16 protein-coding genes are annotated in these 17,388 nt (G+C 55.6%); 5 read left to right on the top strand and 11 right to left on the bottom strand.

The genetic code is table 11. The annotated features are described in order from the left end of the window. Positions 1-26: 26 nt before the first annotated feature. The 11 genes from BLW01_RS09670 to BLW01_RS09620 all read right to left on the bottom strand — a co-directional run bounded on the left by BLW01_RS09670 (position 27) and on the right by BLW01_RS09620 (position 10,831). A complete protein-coding gene (locus tag BLW01_RS09670; protein ID WP_229806350.1) occupies positions 27-1,601 on the bottom strand; it encodes an RNA-directed DNA polymerase in 1,575 nt (524 codons plus the stop codon). 95 nt (positions 1,602-1,696) lie between these two features. Then, positions 1,697-2,230 carry a hypothetical protein gene (locus BLW01_RS09665; RefSeq protein WP_092569301.1) on the bottom strand — a complete coding sequence of 178 codons (534 nt, stop codon included), beginning with the start codon at positions 2,228-2,230 and terminating at the stop codon, positions 1,697-1,699. A 141-nt stretch (positions 2,231-2,371) separates the two neighbouring features. Beyond that, positions 2,372-2,731 (bottom strand): hypothetical protein, encoded by a 360-nt coding sequence (locus BLW01_RS09660; RefSeq protein WP_092569300.1) that lies wholly within the window; start codon positions 2,729-2,731, stop codon positions 2,372-2,374. 115 nt (positions 2,732-2,846) lie between these two features. After that, the gene (locus tag BLW01_RS09655) at positions 2,847-3,512 is read right to left on the bottom strand and encodes a hypothetical protein (protein ID WP_175529809.1); all 666 of its coding nucleotides are present in this window, start codon (positions 3,510-3,512) and stop codon (positions 2,847-2,849) included. Between the two features lie 4 nt (positions 3,513-3,516). Next, entirely contained in the window at positions 3,517-4,809 is a 1,293-nt protein-coding gene (locus tag BLW01_RS09650) for an AAA family ATPase (protein WP_092569298.1), read from the bottom strand. Positions 4,810-4,962: 153 nt separating this feature from the next. Further along, positions 4,963-5,652, bottom strand: a complete 690-nt coding sequence (locus tag BLW01_RS09645; protein WP_092569297.1) for a RusA family crossover junction endodeoxyribonuclease — start codon at positions 5,650-5,652, stop codon at positions 4,963-4,965. A 747-nt stretch (positions 5,653-6,399) separates the two neighbouring features. Beyond that, entirely contained in the window at positions 6,400-7,551 is a 1,152-nt protein-coding gene (locus tag BLW01_RS09640; RefSeq protein WP_092569296.1) for an IS91 family transposase, read from the bottom strand. Continuing rightward, the gene (locus BLW01_RS09635; RefSeq protein WP_092569295.1) at positions 7,544-8,401 is read right to left on the bottom strand and encodes a tyrosine-type recombinase/integrase; all 858 of its coding nucleotides are present in this window, start codon (positions 8,399-8,401) and stop codon (positions 7,544-7,546) included. The genes BLW01_RS09640 and BLW01_RS09635 overlap by 8 nt, the downstream gene beginning before the upstream one ends. A gap of 572 nt (positions 8,402-8,973) precedes the next feature. Further along, positions 8,974-9,627 carry a phosphoribosylanthranilate isomerase gene (locus BLW01_RS09630; protein WP_092569294.1) on the bottom strand — a complete coding sequence of 218 codons (654 nt, stop codon included), beginning with the start codon at positions 9,625-9,627 and terminating at the stop codon, positions 8,974-8,976. A gap of 268 nt (positions 9,628-9,895) precedes the next feature. After that, positions 9,896-10,327 carry a GFA family protein gene (locus tag BLW01_RS09625; RefSeq protein ID WP_229806320.1) on the bottom strand — a complete coding sequence of 144 codons (432 nt, stop codon included), beginning with the start codon at positions 10,325-10,327 and terminating at the stop codon, positions 9,896-9,898. Positions 10,328-10,462: 135 nt separating this feature from the next. Beyond that, the gene (locus BLW01_RS09620) at positions 10,463-10,831 is read right to left on the bottom strand and encodes a group I truncated hemoglobin (RefSeq protein WP_092569292.1); all 369 of its coding nucleotides are present in this window, start codon (positions 10,829-10,831) and stop codon (positions 10,463-10,465) included. A 215-nt stretch (positions 10,832-11,046) separates the two neighbouring features. Here BLW01_RS09620 and BLW01_RS09615 point away from each other — a divergent pair, with 215 nt between their 5' ends. From BLW01_RS09615 to BLW01_RS09595, 5 genes are all read left to right on the top strand, one after another. Next, positions 11,047-12,984, top strand: coding sequence for an ATP-binding protein (locus tag BLW01_RS09615; RefSeq protein WP_217635508.1), 1,938 nt, complete (start codon positions 11,047-11,049; stop codon positions 12,982-12,984). 127 nt (positions 12,985-13,111) lie between these two features. Continuing rightward, a complete protein-coding gene (locus BLW01_RS09610; RefSeq protein WP_175529808.1) occupies positions 13,112-14,446 on the top strand; it encodes a peptidoglycan-binding protein in 1,335 nt (444 codons plus the stop codon). Positions 14,447-14,564: 118 nt separating this feature from the next. Beyond that, positions 14,565-15,245, top strand: coding sequence for a 5'-methylthioadenosine/S-adenosylhomocysteine nucleosidase (locus BLW01_RS09605; RefSeq protein ID WP_092569289.1), 681 nt, complete (start codon positions 14,565-14,567; stop codon positions 15,243-15,245). Between the two features lie 262 nt (positions 15,246-15,507). Next, entirely contained in the window at positions 15,508-16,908 is a 1,401-nt protein-coding gene (locus BLW01_RS09600; RefSeq protein ID WP_092569288.1) for a PAAR domain-containing protein, read from the top strand. Further along, complete coding sequence (locus BLW01_RS09595; protein WP_092569287.1) at positions 16,898-17,326, top strand: hypothetical protein; 429 nt, start codon at positions 16,898-16,900, stop codon at positions 17,324-17,326. Before BLW01_RS09600 ends, BLW01_RS09595 begins: the two co-directional genes overlap by 11 nt. Positions 17,327-17,388: the final 62 nt, after the last annotated feature.

Genomic DNA, 17,388 nt, shown 5'->3' with positions numbered 1-17,388 from the left:
GATCCGCTGCAACTGATTGTTATATTTCATTTTCCTTTCTTTTTAGGATCGAACGTCTCAACGGCAAAAAAATCGTCGCCTGAGTGAACTTTTACATTCTTGAGCCAGGGCCTCTTTTCCTCTTCAGAAAGAACTGCGTCAACAATTTTAATGATAGCCCGCTTTTCCCAGTGGTCTGCTCGCTGATAATATTGCCTAATTTCAATTACATCTGTTCTATTGGCGACTTTCGAAAGGGCGTCAAGGACCGCTCTTCCAATATATGCTCCGGAGTTTCGTCTCAAATTTCTAAAAAACGCCATTAACGCACTTTTATCGGCAAAGCCATCTTGGCCGAGCAATCGGACTACGGATATCAAAAGATATTCGGGATACCGTTCGCCCTCGGATAACATTCTTGAAAAATACTCTCGGATCGAACTCTTGAGGTTTTCCGGGAAAGCAGATTCTTTCTTTATGAAAAGATCCACCAACAAGGGGGTGAATTGAGGAAATTTTTCTACAAGAGAACTGAATAGATTAAGCTTACTATAATCTTCGCTTGCGACTACAATTCTTATAAATCGTCTTACATCATCAGGTTGAAGTATTTGATTATTCCTTATTTTATCTTCAAGCTCTTCAGTGGCAACCTCTTTTAGCTCTTCAATTTCGCGATTCGAAAGCTCTCGAAACTTTGTAGGAATTGTCCCGGTATATCCAACAATGATGCGCCCCTGGCGAAGTTCATTTGCTACTTGCCTGGCTTCCTCGGAAAAAGCAGAAGTCTTTGTGGTTTTTGAAACGTCTTCGATCACTGTCTTTGATGGGTTTACCATCAACCCTTCCAAATATAGTCGATCTACAAGAAGAGTTAACCATGAATGGGCTGTTTTTGCATCTGGCGCAAATAAACGATAGTCATCGACGAATCTACAATACTTAACATTTAAAGATCGCAAATAGTCGTCGACAGATAATAAGGCCGCTTCAGCAAGAATTCGGCTAGCGTTTCCGCCAACAGGCAGACTGTATGAATCTCTATTGGCCCAGAATGTAAGCAACTCATTAGTAAGCTTTGTAAGTTTCTTCTCTATTGGAAGACTGAGCAGGGTTGATTCGAGGCGGTGAAGATTTAGTCTGTCGTAAAAATTTGAAATATCACACTTCACTAATACTTTAGTCCTTGGACTTTTGATTCGGCGAGAGACATGCGCCTGAAAGTATGTGAAGTTATATTTTGAATCAAAAAGATAGCCAGATTTTGGCTTGAATCTATACGAGAAAACAATATTCCTGCGCTTTTCTATTCGATGCTTTTCAATAATATCTGCATACATTAAGACAAGCGCCAAGTAAGTAATAGTGTCAATTGGTTGAATTAGGGCTGCGCGCCTGAAATCATATGCATCTTTTTTGGGGAATAAAACATGGCTGACTGGATAAACCTTTAAACCGGACAGGGAGCCTGAATTGATTCTTGATTTAACCTGACCTGACAAAAACTGCTTAAACTGTTCATTTTTCAGCAATGAGAGCTCAAAAGGATCGCGAAAAATGTCGGTGAGCCCTTCTTTTCGGACATTCTCAATGGCCAGGTCAATCGCCTTGTCGAGTTTCACTGTAACTCCCTATGAGATATAACGGCCAGGCTCACCGGCGGCTTGACTGAAGCGAAGCGGAAGCCAAGACGTCCGGTGGAGCGATTTGTTGTGCGTCACGGCTCTTGTTCCTGGATCACGCGGACCTTTTCGATGACTTCTTTGAATATCATGTATTCGGTCCCATACACAGTGCCCCAATCGATCCCTAGTCCCCGAAACTCGGGGTCATTACCGATCTCCATGTATGTCCGGTAGTTACTCAGCTTGAACAACGCCCTATCGACACGCTCAAGAAGCTCTCTGTGACTCGCTATGTCGAGGCTATGGAGATGCTTTGGAAGGTTATGCGCTAGCTCGTTTCGATGTTTTCGTAGCGCCTGTATAGAGGCCATGTCGTCGGAGTCGATAGCATTCATGAAATCCCGCAGATACAGAAGGCAGGCCTCGAATTCATTCTTGTGGCGTGATCTAACATCATGTTCATAGGATTTGAAAGGCCCCGAATGAAAAGTCGTATCGCGATAGAACAGCTTAATTGGTTCTACGATGAGACTCTTAACCAACTCGAATGCGAGCAGCACGAATCCTGAATAGGATAACGAGCGCGTCAGCCCTTCTTCGGTAAATCCTAGAACTGAGTGGTTCATTTACGGGCACCCTGCTTTTGTCGCACAACGCTCCCAAGCAGGGGCATATTTTTACGTTTTGAGCGCAGCGAAGCAAAATATGTCCCACTGCCTTGGCTTGTTATGCGACCCATGTTCATAAATGATTAAAAATTGAGCGATTTAGCTATCGCCTCGTTCACTATCCTTGAGCGAATTCAGACATGACCAGATCAAGTCGGAATAAGCTTCCTCAGGAGAGAACTCCTTGGTGTATACATCAGAAGCGATACCCTTAAACAGCGTCTTCACTCCTGGATTAGATTCAAGATTATCAATTCGGCGGATGACCGAGGAAAATGATTCCCCACTTAATCTGGCTTCAGCCGTTTGTGCTGCGAACGTTGCCAGATTGTCACAGTATTCTTGCTTCTCGCTGGAGTCGGCGGCAAGTGACTTGAAAGAGGCTAATAGTAAAAACGCAACAAAAATTGACTTCACGTTGATCTCCTCAGCGCCGACATTGCATAACGCTTGCAGCATGCGCGCCCACGCAATGGAGCCGAAGGCGCAATGTAGTGGGCGTCGCCGTGCCTGCACTGGTTATACGGATTTTGATCAATCCACTATTGTCTCCGACAGAACTAACCAACATCTATTAATCATCTTCTTCTCCCGCAAGTTCCAGTAACTTCTGTCGAAAGTATACGAAACTTGGTGAAGCATTATTTGAAGTATCCATATGTGGGCTAATTTGCTCAGACCACTGAGACTTTTCTATGCCGACAGCTTGCCAGCCTTTAGAAGCAAGCGCTGCTGCGCCTCCAGGATATACTGCATCTGCCAAACGTTCCCAAGTGCCACAAATAGAATCATTCACATATTTGTTCAAGACAGCATCCTTGGCTCTGGGATACGCAGCTTTAATAGCTTGAACGTCTCCAAGAAACCAAGCTTCTCCTTCCTCAATTGCGATGCAAAAACGAGTTTCTGGCTGTGGATTGCAACTTTCCAATATACTAATAAGCTCTTGGCGAAATGATTTGAGGCATTTGTCATCTAAGTCACATACCAAAATTACTGCCGCAGGGTACTCAGCGGGGTAATTGGCGAATGCATTACCATACCCACGAAGAAGCCGTGGAAGTTGGTCAAGTAGAATGCGTTTATTGGCGTTATTATTCGTACCGAGGTTCTTCGGAATACGCCCTATTCCTTTGTATGGGTGAACATTATACGTATGATCATCGCCGATAATCTTAGGTACCAGTATATCAAGAGCCTTTTTGCCTGACTGATCTTCAACAAGTATTTCAAAATGCATCCGATCACCTCGCATCCAGGTAATCGCTGTACCAAAGACCGCCCAGGGGTAGCCCCTCAGAAACCATACTCCGCACTATCTCGTCGTCGCTGGCTCGACGTATCACCGAAAAACCGTCTGCCCCCTTCTCAAGGATCCATACCTCAGAAGGATCCAAGGCATCGACTAAGTATGGTTGATGAGTAGTGATGAAAACCTGAGATCCGCCTTTACGCCCTGTTGCATGTTCGCGGAACTCTTCCGCGAGAGATTGAAGAAGTTTGTGGTACAAGCCATTCTCTGGCTCTTCAATACACAAAAATGGCGGCGGTGCAGGATCTTCTAGCAAAAGCAGATAAGCGAACACCTTCAACGTACCATCAGACATTTGCTGCGCATAAAAAGGATCTTGAAATCCTTTGTCATTGAACCTAAGCAGTAACCGGCTGTCGTTTGTCCTTTCCGTGTCAATTTTGTCAACACCAGGGATTTTGCCAACTATTTGATTCAAAATAATTCTGAACCGCTTTGGGTGTTCCCGCTCCATAAATTGCACAACATTTCCAAGGTTGTCGCCATGGATATTGAGGTGCTTTTGCGGCCCGGCCAGCGGTAAGCTCCTGGCCGCGTCTGGTGTAAAATAGCTGAGATACCAACCCTCGATAAATCGACGAAATGCTGAAATCCTTGGGTGTTGTTTCAACGACCCAAGCGTAGCTACCCCTAATTTCCGTATATCTTCAAGCTCGACCAGTTCGGTTTCTTTAGACTCTTCATTCGTTTCGTCAGATTTGATCGACTCTAGCAGGCTATCCAAATCGAAGAACTCTTGCCCTTCTTCGATTTGGCGGCCTCCCTGATCACCCCTCCATACAATCCCCTTCCCACTATTCAACAAAAGAAAAGAGAAGGGCCATCCTCGCTTTTGACCTTTTCGCCGCTGCCTGAGACGTTCTTTCAGGACATAAGGTCGTCCCGAACTATCTATATCGATGGAAATTTCATAGGTAATAGGCCGAGCGTTCCCGTCTTCTTTGTAGTAGACCTCGAATTCAATAGGTCCTTTCTGCCCCTGAGCTCTTACACGTTCAAAACCTCCCCGACCATGGGCGTAACATGCCTCTTCGACACCTACCTTTAGAGCGTCTGCCAGGAATCCAAAAGCATCAAACAACGTACTCTTGCCAACACCATTTTTACCTATAACTGCAGTCATTGGAGTGAGTGGTTCGGCATCCTGTTGGTTCCATAAACGCCCTAAAGTGACGTCTTTGAGAGCTCTGAAATTTCTTATTCGAAAACCTTCAATTTTAGCCATTATTCGCTTCTCGCTATTGTTGCGACTCGTGAATTCTTGGGAATCTCAACTCATTAGACCAATGCTTGCTTTTGCTTCAAAGCGGGTGCAGCCATTTCCGTATAACGCCCGCGTAAAGCGCGCGAGGTACGAGCGTCGCCTTTGACGCGTTTGTTATGCCAATTCATTAGAGCTCCCTGAAAAGGCAAAATCGCTCAAAGTCATGACGGTGAAACCGTTCACCCTTGTACGATGAAATGGTTGGCTTCCCCCTAAGAAACCTGCAACCGCAGGATACGGCGTACCTAGCTTTTCGAGTATAGCCTTTTGGGCTTCGTTGGCTTTGAGCATCCCCGCCCAAAGGGTTTTCGCCGCAGTTGGCCAGTTCAAGTTCACGGGGGTACATAACGCGCCATTCAATTGCACAAAAGCTAGCTCGCTTTTCAAAGAATACTGATCTGCCTGAAACTCAAATTCAAAAACTAGCCGCTCATCATCAGATTCAATGTGCCGCCAGCAAATGTATAGCCCTCGAATTTGACAATCATCGATAAAGAACCCACTTGGCCCGGTAAAAGCATCAATGATTGGCTTTATACAATTATCGATATCAGCTTTAGCATCAGTTTCAAACCTGCTTTTTACGGGAAGAAGCCACGTGACGTTCAGTATGAGCTCACCGGTTAGTAGATACTTAATATCTTTGAACTGGTTTCTGATCGACTGGAGATAGGCGTCACGAACATCCTTCTTCGCCTGTACCGATGCCGGCGACCCCATTAGGCTGAACTCTGCTTTACCGAATGGAGAGGGTGCTTCCCCCTTTTCCGCCAGTTCCAACTCTTCTATTAATTCATCGGTCATTTCGAATTCGCCCTTTCGGCATAACGCGAAGGTAACCGGCACCGGAGCGAAGCGCAGGGAACCAGAACCCGCCAGGGTTATGGTGTCCGGTTGACCGCCTGGTTAAGGGCCGGTTACCCGTTTGTTTGTTTGGGCATCCAATGCTGAATGCCTGCTCCCTGATACCTTGCACCAACCTGACCGATAGCGCCAGGAACCAGGACACCGAATAAGCGGTTGTTTACAAATGTATGCGCTGAATTGCCCTGCAACCGGAACGCCTGAGTTTTTACCGACGCTACCGCCAGACCATGCAACCAAACCGGACAGCATAGTTTGACAGCCTTGGTTGCCCCGACATTTTCAGCATAGGCACCGGCTGTGCGCCAAGGCCATGCAACCAAGCCCCGGCCAAACACCCTACCGATGAACACCACAGCCAAGGCCTTTAACTGTTCAGCATTTCTTCGCCGTGCGAAGCATGGCGAAGAAATGCCTGTTGGACTAAGCCGCCCATCAGACTGCGATACCACAGCTTCTATAGGGTATTGTATTGGCCGACGTGCGGCCTGAGACAGTCGATCGCGCGCGTACGGGGCTGTTGTGGCACGTTCGGGCAGTGCTATCGCTCATGATCCCAGCCTCCTTCGGCCCCAATGTGTCCCAACGTAGCGCGCCTGCTGGCCAAAATCCAACATCGGGACGAGCGTTGCCACGACCCGCAAGCGGGCCGACTCGTCGAGTCCGTTGTGTGAATAGGGCGTTAGGTCATGTTCGATAACGTTGCGTCCTGTGGTTGTCTAGTCGGCCGTGCAGGGATCGCCCGGGGCTGAGTGTCCCGATCACCCGCAGTGTCGGTTGCCGGCAATGCGGGCAAGTGTAGGTCGGTGCCGAATCGCCGGCAGCGGTATCGGCATCCGCCGTCGCGTCGATAACGGCCAGCGCTTGGCGGATCTGGGCCAGACGTCGTCGCCGGCAACGATTGGCCAGAAAGCCGTAGTGACGGACCCGCATCAGCCCCTTGGGCAGGACGTGGAGCAGGAAGCGGCGCACGAACTCTTCGCCAGCGAGCACGAGCCGTTTGGGTCGATCACGGTCGCGATAATCCTTGACGCGCAGGGTGACCTGGCGGTCGTCCACGGCAAGGATGCGGGCATTGCTGATGGCGATCCGGCGCGTGTAGCGTGCCAGATAGCGCACCACCGTGTCGGTGTGCTCGAGACAGTCCTTGCTGTAGACCACCCACTCGGTGGCCATCAGGGCGTTGAGCTGGTCATCGACGTCACCGGGCCGGGTGACTCGGTCGAGCTCGCCGGCATTGGCGGCTTGTCGCAGAGCACTGACCAGGTGCCCGCGGAAATGCCGCGACAGGGCTCGGACCGGGAACAGATAGTGGCCACGCACCCCACGCCAGCGGCCGTCGTCGCCCAAGGCGCCGCCGGGGACCAGGCAGTGCAGGTGCACATGCTGGCTCAGGGTCTGACCCCAGGTGTGGAGCACGGCGCTCATGCCCATTTCTCCACCGAGACGCTTGGGATTGCGACCGAAGGCACGCAGCGTTTGCCAGGCGCTCTGGAACAGCAGCCGGTAGATCACCTCGGGATGCAGCTGGACCCAGCCGTTGAGGCAGTGCGGCAGGGTGAACACGACATGGTAATAGCGCACGGGCAGAAGGGTCGCCTGCTGACGCTCGGCCCACTGGTGCATGGCGCGGCCCTGGCACTGCGGGCAATGGCGATCACGACAGCCGAAGTAGTGCGGCTGGGTATGGTCGCAGTCCGTACATTGCAGGATCATCCCGCCCATCGCCTCGGTACGACACGCCAGCAAGTGATGGCACACGCGTTGGCGTTGGCGATCGAGGCCGGCCGGGTCGAGAAAGCGGATCAGGGCCTGTTGGAGGGTGGCGGTCTCAGTCATGGCCCACCTCCAAGTCGGCCACTAGATCGATAGGGCTCTGACTCGCTCCCTGCTGGCCCGGCAACCAGTGCAGGTAACGCATCGTCGACTGGATGCTGCGATGGCCCAGCAGCCGCTGGAGCTGATGAACGGGCAGGCCTTGTTCCAGGACATGGGTGGCATAAGCATGGCGAAGACTGTGGATGCCACCGATCCGCTCGATACCGGCCAGTCGCTTGGCCTGGCTAAAGGCCTTCTGTGGCGCACTCGGGTGCAACGCACGATCCGGGAACAGGGCGCTCGGAAACAGCCAGGTTCGCGGTCGATAGGCTCGCCAGTAATCGCGCAAGCGAGCAATCAAGGTTGCCGTCAGCAACACCATGCGATCCTTCGCGCCCTTGCCCTGCGCCACACGCAACTGGCCGCGCTGACTGTCGATGTCGCTGACCCGCAGGTGACAGACCTCGGTCACGCGCAGTCCACAGCCGTAGCACAGTTCGAGCATCAGGCGATGCTTGGGGTTGTGGCACGCGGCCAGGATCCACCGGACCTCGTCACGCGTCAGCAGTTCCGGAATCCGCTGTGGTGTCTTCGGCACCACGGGCGATACATCCACCGACGGCCAGTGCAACACCTGCAGGTACAGGAAGCGCACGCCGTGCAGATAGATGCGGCAGCTGGCGGCGGACAAACCGCGCTCCTGAACCAGATGGTGAAAGAAGCGCTGCAGGTCGTCGGTGCTCAAGGTGTCGGGCGGGCGGTGGAAATAACGCGCCAGGTCGGTGATCACCATCAGGTAGGTATTATGGGTACGTTGCGCGAAACCACGCTGACGCATGGCCTCGATCATCGTTTGTCGCAAGGCAGTCATCGTCGTCACTCCTGATCATTGACCCACGTGGGCCAATGATCAGTGTGGTGCGATCAGGCAAAAGACGTGACGCGACGACAGCTACCGCGAAGCGGTTTAGTTCAACAGGTATTAGCTAGCCCGCTTGTTTATCAACTTGAACGCGCCAGCGCGTTTAACATTGTTATACTGCACGCTTTAACAAGCTAACCTTTTGAAATACAAGCGAATTAAGTATATGTAGGCTGCATAACACCGATGATCGTGCTTGCTATATAACACGGCTCAAGCTCCCTCCTGGCTTTTCCAGCATGTCGGCTTTGGATAGATCTCTCGCTATCGCAGAAGCGATCGCTGACGTTTGCCTTGTCGGGCAGGCATCAGTCTGAACGTGCAGGTGAGTAGAGATACAGGTGCCTGAAGTGACCATGGATAAACAATCCCTTGCGTACGGTCTGTGTGTCTTCATGTCTTATATTAAGCCAGATTAGTACTTTTTATTGGCCTGCGCCATGCGCTGGCTCAACGATGTCATCATCCGTGAAGGTTGTTCGCTTCAATTGACCTCCCGCATGGAGCGAAGCGGAACGCGGTTAGGCAACGCTTCTTACAGCTTCCATAAAGGCGCTGAGTTTCCTGGGATCGAGTGATTCCTCGGTACGTACGCCTGTGCAGAGGTCAACACCGAATGGCTCGACCGCACGAATCGCTTCACTGACGTTTCCTGCGTGTAGGCCGCCGGCCAGAAAAACCGGTACGTCCACGCTTTGAACGATCCTTTTACTCAGTGCCCAATCGTGTGTTCGCCCTGTACCGCCGAGTTCCTTGACCGGCAGGGATTGGTTACCCGAATCCAGCAGGATCGCGTCGACGACGCGGCTGACTTCCAACGCCTCTTCGACGGACGACTCGTCATTAACGTGCACGACCTGTACGAGCGACACCCCAGGTAGCGACTCCCGCAGAAAGTCGTGCGCACCGGGCGCAAGGCGGTCGCATATCTGAATCGTATTGACGCGGCAGCGTTTTTGCTGAGCGATGATGTCAGCCGGCTCGGTTCGGCTGGTAAGGAGGAAGGTGCCCACTGATGGGGGGACCGTGGCGGCAATCTCCGCGATCAAGTCTTCCGTGACCACGCCCGGGCCGCTGGGCATTTGTGAGACCAGACCCAGCGCCGAGGCGCCTTCCCGCACAGCAATACGTGCCTCTTCAATTGAACTGATACAGCAAATCTTTACGCGCGTCATAGTTCCCTATCCTGAGATCCAAGACCAGTGCTTTAGCAGTCCCCATGTTCTGCGGGATGTCTTTCTGCTTAGTTAATCCATCCCTTATTCGTAGCAGCGTTTCATGGTAGTGAAAATGACGACCGGGTTGATACCCAGCGCGTAGGCATCGATCCTACCCATGGGTCTCAGACAATACCGGTGCTGGCTTCCCTGCATATGGTGTTCTGTTGAGGGGCGGGGGCCCAGATGAGGAGCAAGCCGATCGGGATCAGCGCTCCTTCGGGATTCACTCCGCCAAGCTTTCCCCCAAACCCCCCATTTCCTTCGGAACGTCTTTCTGCTTGGGTAGCCCATCCTTTATTCGTAGCTTCGTTTCCTGATAGTGGACATGAATACCGGGTTGGTAAGGGAAGCCGGGAATAACCGCCGCGTACACATCGATCAATCCCATGCCCGGATGCTCGGTTAGAATGTGTCCACCGCAAGTTTTGCACCATTTGCGATAGCTATTTTCGGTCTTGTTATAAGTGCCAATGTTATCAGCGCCTTGCGTGATTTGTACCGAGTCAGGATCCCACAGAGTGAAGGCATTCACGGGTCCGGCTGACCAGCGTCGGCAGGACTCGCAGTGGCAATAGCCCATGGCCACTGGCTCACCACTGACGGTTAGTTGAACGGCGCCGCAAAAGCAACTTCCGCTATAGATAGCGCTATTCATCATTTTCTCCTATCACTTTGATGCGCCACCTAGTGGTGGCGAAACGAACAATGGGCAAACAGGGGGCCGGGCGTCTGCAATACCCAGCCCCCGATCCCGCCTTCGCTACGAGCGGGTAAAGGGTCTGCCTTCGACCTATAGGTGAACGATCTCATTCTTGAGCGAATAAGAAATACCCAGGATTTCGTTGCAGACCGGCTCCGGGTATTCCATCTCCTTCATGGCCTGCATGATATCGTCGACGACGGCTAGGAATTCAGCCGCACTGACGTTCATCCCGGTGTGCGTCTCGATCATCGACCGGCCGGTGTACTCAACGGGCCCGCCGGTACCGGCCGCGATGAACTCCTTCACCTTCTCGCGGGCATGGTCTATTGCCTCTTGATCGAGGGCTCGATATCGGGGACTGACCACTTCGTTTTCAAGATGAAGCTCGACAATGCGATTACAGAGCTTGTCGATGCCTGATTGGCCGCCGAGCCTGTCATAAAGCGTTTCACTCATGTCAAAATGCTCCTCTCTTGGATTTGTTTTCGGGTAGGTACGCTGGGCACCTACTCAAAGGGCGTAACAATCCTTGTTACAACCGCAACAAAGGGGAGTGAGCGATGACGGAAGCGGAGCTGTTGCCGATTCGCGCTGCCCTCGACGCCGGCGACTTCGTCCGGGCGCAGAAACTGCTCGCCGGGCTGTCGTCCGCGCCCCTCTCACCCGACCTGTTGGAGCTGCGCGCCCAGGCAGCGTATGGGGCCGGCGATCTGGAAGGAACGCTGGCCGCCTATGGCGATCTCTACCACCTGCACCTGGCAGACGGCCGTACTCACGAGGCGGCGTTCGCTGCGGTCATGGTGGGCATGTACCTGATGATGGATACGGGCCTGATGGCCACCGTGCGCGCCTGGCTGTCGCGGGCGGAACGCCTGGTGGCAGACGCACCCGACAGCCCGGTCTGGGCATGGCTTGCTGCCGTGCGCACCTATGAACGTCTGATGTGTGGCGATATGCCGGGGACCGGGCAATGGGCCAGACGGGCTATGGATGGCGGACAACGGCACGGACTGGTTCCGCCATCGATCATTGGCCAGGTGGCTCTGGCCAGGGTCCACATCCATGACGGTGAGCTCGATGAAGGGCTGAGTGAGCTGGACGATGTTGCCGTGGAACTGAGCGCCGGCAATCTCGATCCGCTCACCACGGGCCAGATGTGGTGCGAGCTCATCTGTGCGATGCAGTGGATCGGTCAGCACGACCGCGCCGAAGAGTGGACCGAAGCCATGGAACGCTGGCGCCAGGGGGCGGCATTCGGGGGCCTTCACGGCCGCTGCCGGGTCCACCAGGCAGAGATCATGCGACTGCGCGGACCCTGCGACGCCGCTGAACAGGAAGCATTGCGGGCCTGTGAAGAGCTGCGTCCGTGGATGCGGCGGGAATACGGTTGGCCGCTGACCGAACTCGGCAATGCGCGGCTACGCAAAGGCGATTTCGCCGGTGCCGAAGAGGCGTTTCTCGCGGCACATCAGAATGCCTGGCTCCCACAGCCGGGACTGGCCTTGTTACGGCTGGCCCAGGGGCGAGTCGATGAAGCCTTGTCGATGATCAAGAGCGCGCTCGAGCACCCGTTTGATGTGCCGTCGAAGGAGCGCCCGCCTTCAGGGGGCCTGCAACGGGCGCCTCTGCGCGACGCCCAGGTGGTGATCTCACTGGCGGCCGGAGACGAAGACAGCGCGCGTGCCGCCGCAGCGGACCTCGCGGAAATCGCCCGGATGTACCGCAGCCGCACCTTGCAGAACTCGGCCCTCGCCGCGAAGGGACGCCTGGCACTGCACGACGGGCAAGGAAGCGAAGCGATCCGGCTGCTGAGCGAGGCCGTCATGGAATGGGTCTCGCTGCGAATGCCGTTCGAGGCAGCGAATCTGCGCGTCGAACTCGCAGCAGCACACCGTGCGGCAGGCGACGACAAGGCGGCCGAGTTGGAGCTCGACGCCGCCTGTCGAGCGCTTGAGGAGCTCAACGCCGCGCCCTGGGCCGAACTGGCTCGCGAACAGGTCCCGGTGACGCCCTCGCGGCAGGATACCGAACCCGAGCGTTGCGTCTTCTGCCGTGAAGGGGATATGCGAACGGCAACCTTCCGCGGTACCACCGTTCACTTGAAAGATCTCAAGGGCATGCGGTACCTGGAACGCCTGCTGGCGGAACCCGGCCGGGAATTCCACGTCCTCGACCTTGTATCGGTGGAGCGCGGGGCACTCCCCGTCGGGACCGCTTCGGATGCACCTCACGTCGATGCGCAATGCGGCTTGGAGGTGTTCGACTCGAAGGCCCGTGAGGCTTACCGGCAGCGGCTCGCCGAGACGGAAGAGGACATCGCGGAGGCCGAGGCCAACAACGACTTTCACCGCGCGGAACTTGCGCGTGCCGATCGCCAGTTCCTCGTCGACGAGCTTCGCCGCGGCGTCGGCTTGAACGGCCGCGCCCGGACCGTCGGTAACGGCGTGGAGCGTGCACGCACCAGCACCACCCGTTCGCTGCGTTACGCCCTCGAGCGAATCGCCCGGCATCATCCGAGTCTCGGCGAGCACCTGGAACGAACGATACGCACCGGTACCTACTTCGCCTACGAGCCCGACCCTCGCGCCCCGGTGGACTGGAAGACCTGACCGCTCTCCCCCTCTGCCATCCTGATCTATCGGGCTCATCTCGGGATCGAACGAGGCTCAACTATAGTCTGCATAATCACGCATCTCACCTATGCTGATGACAAATCTATAGACCAGAGGCATGACAATGATCACTCAAAGACTCGTCCTCAGTCTTATGCTCTTTGGCTTCGTCGGACTGGCCAACGCCGATTACGACGATGCCATGCACCACTATGAACGCCAGGAGTACCGCCAGGCTCTGCAAGAATTCGGCGACGCGGCCAGAAGCGACGATGCCGACGCCCAGTACATGCTGGGCCGTATGCACGAAGCCGGCAACGGGACTGCCCAGGATTTCGTGCAGGCACACAAGTGGTACAACCTGGCCGCAGCCCGCGGTCACAGTCATGCCACCGAAGCGCGTGATTCACTGGCCGAGCGCATGACGACGGAACAAATCGCCGAGGCGCAGCAGGCGGCACGTGAGTGGCAACCGGGAGAATCGTCGGAAGAGGAAACTACTTCAGAGCCAACAACGCCATCGCGGCCCGACATCGAAACCCTGTCAGATCGGGAAGGCGTGGCAGAGATACAGCGCGAGCTCAATCGGCTTGGCTATGACGCCGGCCCGGTGGATGGCTTAATGGGAGCCCGTACCCGCGACGCGATACGCGAATATCAAGCTGATGTGGACATCGAACGCGACGGCCAAGCATCGGCTGACCTACTGAGACGCCTGCGTCAGACCGATAGCGAAGAGGAGGCAACATCCTCCGAGCCAACACCCGACGCCTCGTCTCGGGTCGTACTGCAGGACGACTTCAGCGACGACGATTATCGGCGCAATCCTTCCTGGACGGTGCTCAGCGGCGACTTCGAGGTCGATGAGGACGGACTACGCAGCATCGTGGAAACCCAACGGACGCCCGATCGCGAATCACCCAGACTCGGCTCCGACCGACCGGAGGAGGTCGGTCTGGCCATGCTGGAGCTGATCCTCAACCAGACGGGCAACCTGGAACGAGACGAGGAATCCGCCGGCGAGGAGCCCGCCCCCGGGGAACCGGCGCGCATCTTCGTTAATGCACCCGTCGACAACGCCTTCCGGATGGAACTAGAACTCGCCTCTCGGCAGCGTCCTGGCAGCCTGGAACTGGGGGTCTTCCAGGGTAACCAGCCGCAGGGCACTGGCTATCGGCTGGTGTACTCTTCCGGCTCGCGCCCGGGGCTAAGCCTGATCAGGCTGACGTCCGGAAATGCCGAGGTGGTAGCCCGGCACCAGGGCAGGCTCGACCTCGAGGACGGCCGGTTCCATAGCATCGTCTGGACCCGTGACGAGAACGGACAGATGCAGGTTCACGTAGGTGACCAACGTCTGCTACGCGTGCAGGACGATGGCCTACTCGACCCTTTCGAGGGCTTTGTGCTTGCAAACCAGGGTGGCGACTACACCCTGCGTCGAATCACACTGGAGGAGTAGGCGGCCGTATCGAACCGCTTCGGGCAGGACGTGGAGCAGCGCACGAACGCCTCGCCATCGAGGACGAGCTAGATGGTACACTGGCGCAAGATGATCCATGGCAAGGCAGGTAGCGTCGATGAAGCAGCCCCGTCCCCGTGACGCCCAGACCGATGCCTTCAATCAGGCCAAGCTAACGGTACTGGGCGGCCGCAACATCCTTTTCGTGATGGCGGCTGACGTCGAGTACGGCCCGCATCTCAAGAAACGTTTCGATCCTTTCATGACCGGCGTGGGCCCCGTCGAGGCGGCCGTTGAACTCACTGCGGCCCTCGCCGCCCTCGACCGGCATGAGCGTCTGCCTGATCTGGTGGTATCGCTGGGATCGGCCGGTAGTCGGGTGCTCGAACAGACCGAAATCTATCAGGCGACCTCCGTCGCCTACCGCGACATGGACGCCACGCCGCTGGGCTTCGAAAAGGGTACCACGCCCTTTCTCGACCTTCCGGCGACCCTTCCGCTGCCCTTGCGCATTCCCGGCATTCGTGAGGCCTCGCTGTCGACCGGCGCCAATATCGTCTCGGGCTCGGCTTATGACGCCATCGCCGCCGACATGGTGGACATGGAAAGCTATGCCTGCCTGCGCGCCTGCATGCACTTCGACGTACCGCTTGTCGTCCTGCGCGGCATCTCGGACGGCAAGACGGAACTGCGCCACGTCGACGACTGGACGGAATATCTCCATGTTATCGACGAGAAGCTGGCCGCCGCCGTCGACCGCCTCGACGAGTCGATCGCCGAAGGCCTGTTGACGCCTTGACTATCTACGCAATCAATCGCACCGGGATGCGACGTCGCGAGTCTCGGTAAGCTCGTGCGCGGGCGCCGTGCCGAGCATGGCGGATAAATAGTTCGTCGCAGTTCAGCGTGTAACAGGCAGGGCGTCAGGCGGAGGCAGGATAGAGAAAGATGGTAAATCCAAGACTGACTTCATGAGGAATTGTCGGTTTTTTCCTATACAGGGTATTGGTAAAGCTTGGTAGGGTTCTTCCTTCACATGGATTCAGTGAAAGGAATGTCACATGGATGTCGGCAAGATCGGCGACAAGGTCGTCTGTAACTGCAAGGGTGGGCCTCATTCCATTGTCACGGGCGCCAAGACGGTGTTCGTGGATGACGTGCCGATGGCACGTGTCGGCGACCGCACCTCGTGTGGTGCCACCATCACGACAGGGCTGGCGTGGTATCAGGTCGAAGATGCCCCGGTCGCCATCAACGGCAGCGCCACGTCCTGTGGTGGCTATATCATCACCGACTCAACGGTAGTGACCGGCGCGCCTTCCACGGTCTCGCTGGGAAATGGGCTGCGATTCCGCCAGGTGGATGATCCGAAAGCCGAACTACAGGCCGAGATCGACCGGATCAACGAGGAAACGTCACGAGCGCGTGAAGGCGAAAAGTCGACCGCTAAGGAAAGCGATATCGAGCCGGGCTTTCACGTCGTGCGCTCGCCGGGCACCCGCGACGAGATCAAGCAGCGCCTATTCGGCACGCCTCGCCCGGACGTGGACGCCATGTTCGAGCATCTCAACCGCCACCTTGGGGACTACGTGCTGCCAGGCTCGCTGGTCGTGCTCAGCGATCCCGACAATAGGCAGTGCACGGAGGCAGAAGAGGCCTTGCAGAGCCAAGCGTATCTGGCCAGAGCCGTCCTCCAGACACTCGAGCCCGACCAGGCCCAGGTAATGATCAACAGTTGGGGCGCGCTTGCCGAGCTGGAGCAAGCCAGCGAGATGATGGACAGTGCTTCTACCTCGTTAGGGGCCGGCTCAAGCGGCCTCGGTCAGTTGAAACATGCTACCGAGGAAGCCCTGGATGAACTGGCCCGGCTTGCCGATGAAAGGGGCGGACGTATTGCCGAGCAAGGCAAGGCTACGCTTCGTCGGCTTGGCGACCAGGCAGCCAGTTGGGTCGACCAGCCTTTCGAAATGCCCGAAATGGCCAAGGACCTGAAGAACGCTATCGGCGTAAAAGCCGAACAGGCCGTTCATTCTGTCCGACAAGCCATGGAAGGATTACCCGCTTTTCGCGTACCGACGATCTCGGATGCCATCCGTAGCGCGAGCCGGATCGTCAAGCCGCTCAGCTATGCCAATTATCTCGCTATCGGCCTCGATTACACATCCACTAGCCTGAAGGTCGAAAGCGCCTGCCGCCAGGCAGCAACTAGCGAGGCGTGTCGTCGAGTCAGGCTAATCGAATACGCTGCGTTAATCGGCCGAAGCGCAGGAGGTTGGGGCGGTGGACTGTCTGGCACTGTCTGTTTGGCCACCGGTATCACACCGGCCACCCTGGGCTGCGCCATCGTGGTCGGTGGCACAGGCGCCTATGCGGGGATGGAAGGCGGTGGAGCACTGGGTTCCACACTGGGAGAGATCGTCTTCAATGTAACACACGATGATCAGGTGCCTCATGACGATTGAGCGGCTGGATATATTGGGGCCGCTGGCAGTCATGGGAATGTCATTGTTTGCGATTGCATTTGTCTTGGTACTGGTTGCGATTGGGTTAACACCCTTTGTCGTGGATAGAGCCGACCACCACTTTGCGCCCCTGATGTACAAGAAAAACGATCCCCAAAAGACCCCTGCCATGTTCAAAGTATTTCCTCTAGCGGGGGGGCTATTCGCATGGTACGGCATGACCATCTTGATGCGCCGCAGACGCTATCAGCGCAAGTGGCCCTTCGCTGGCAGACCTGATCGCGTACGCGCCATCGAGGAGGCTCCAACGTGGCTAAAGCATATCATGGTTTGGGTTTATCTGGGCTTCGTAGTCAGTACAGCGGGGGCATTCATTGTAGGCGGCATAGCTGTACTCTTCGACAAGTTCTGGTTCTAGGCAGTTGCCATGGTTGTGCATAGCATCCAACAAGCCACCCATCAGGCTGCTATACAGCTTCT

The organism is Aidingimonas halophila (genome assembly GCF_900106955.1).
Classification (GTDB): Bacteria; Pseudomonadota; Gammaproteobacteria; order Pseudomonadales; family Halomonadaceae; genus Aidingimonas; species Aidingimonas halophila.
The sequence above is the reverse complement of the archived record's forward strand: the minus strand, read 5'-3'. Positions and strand labels throughout refer to the sequence as shown.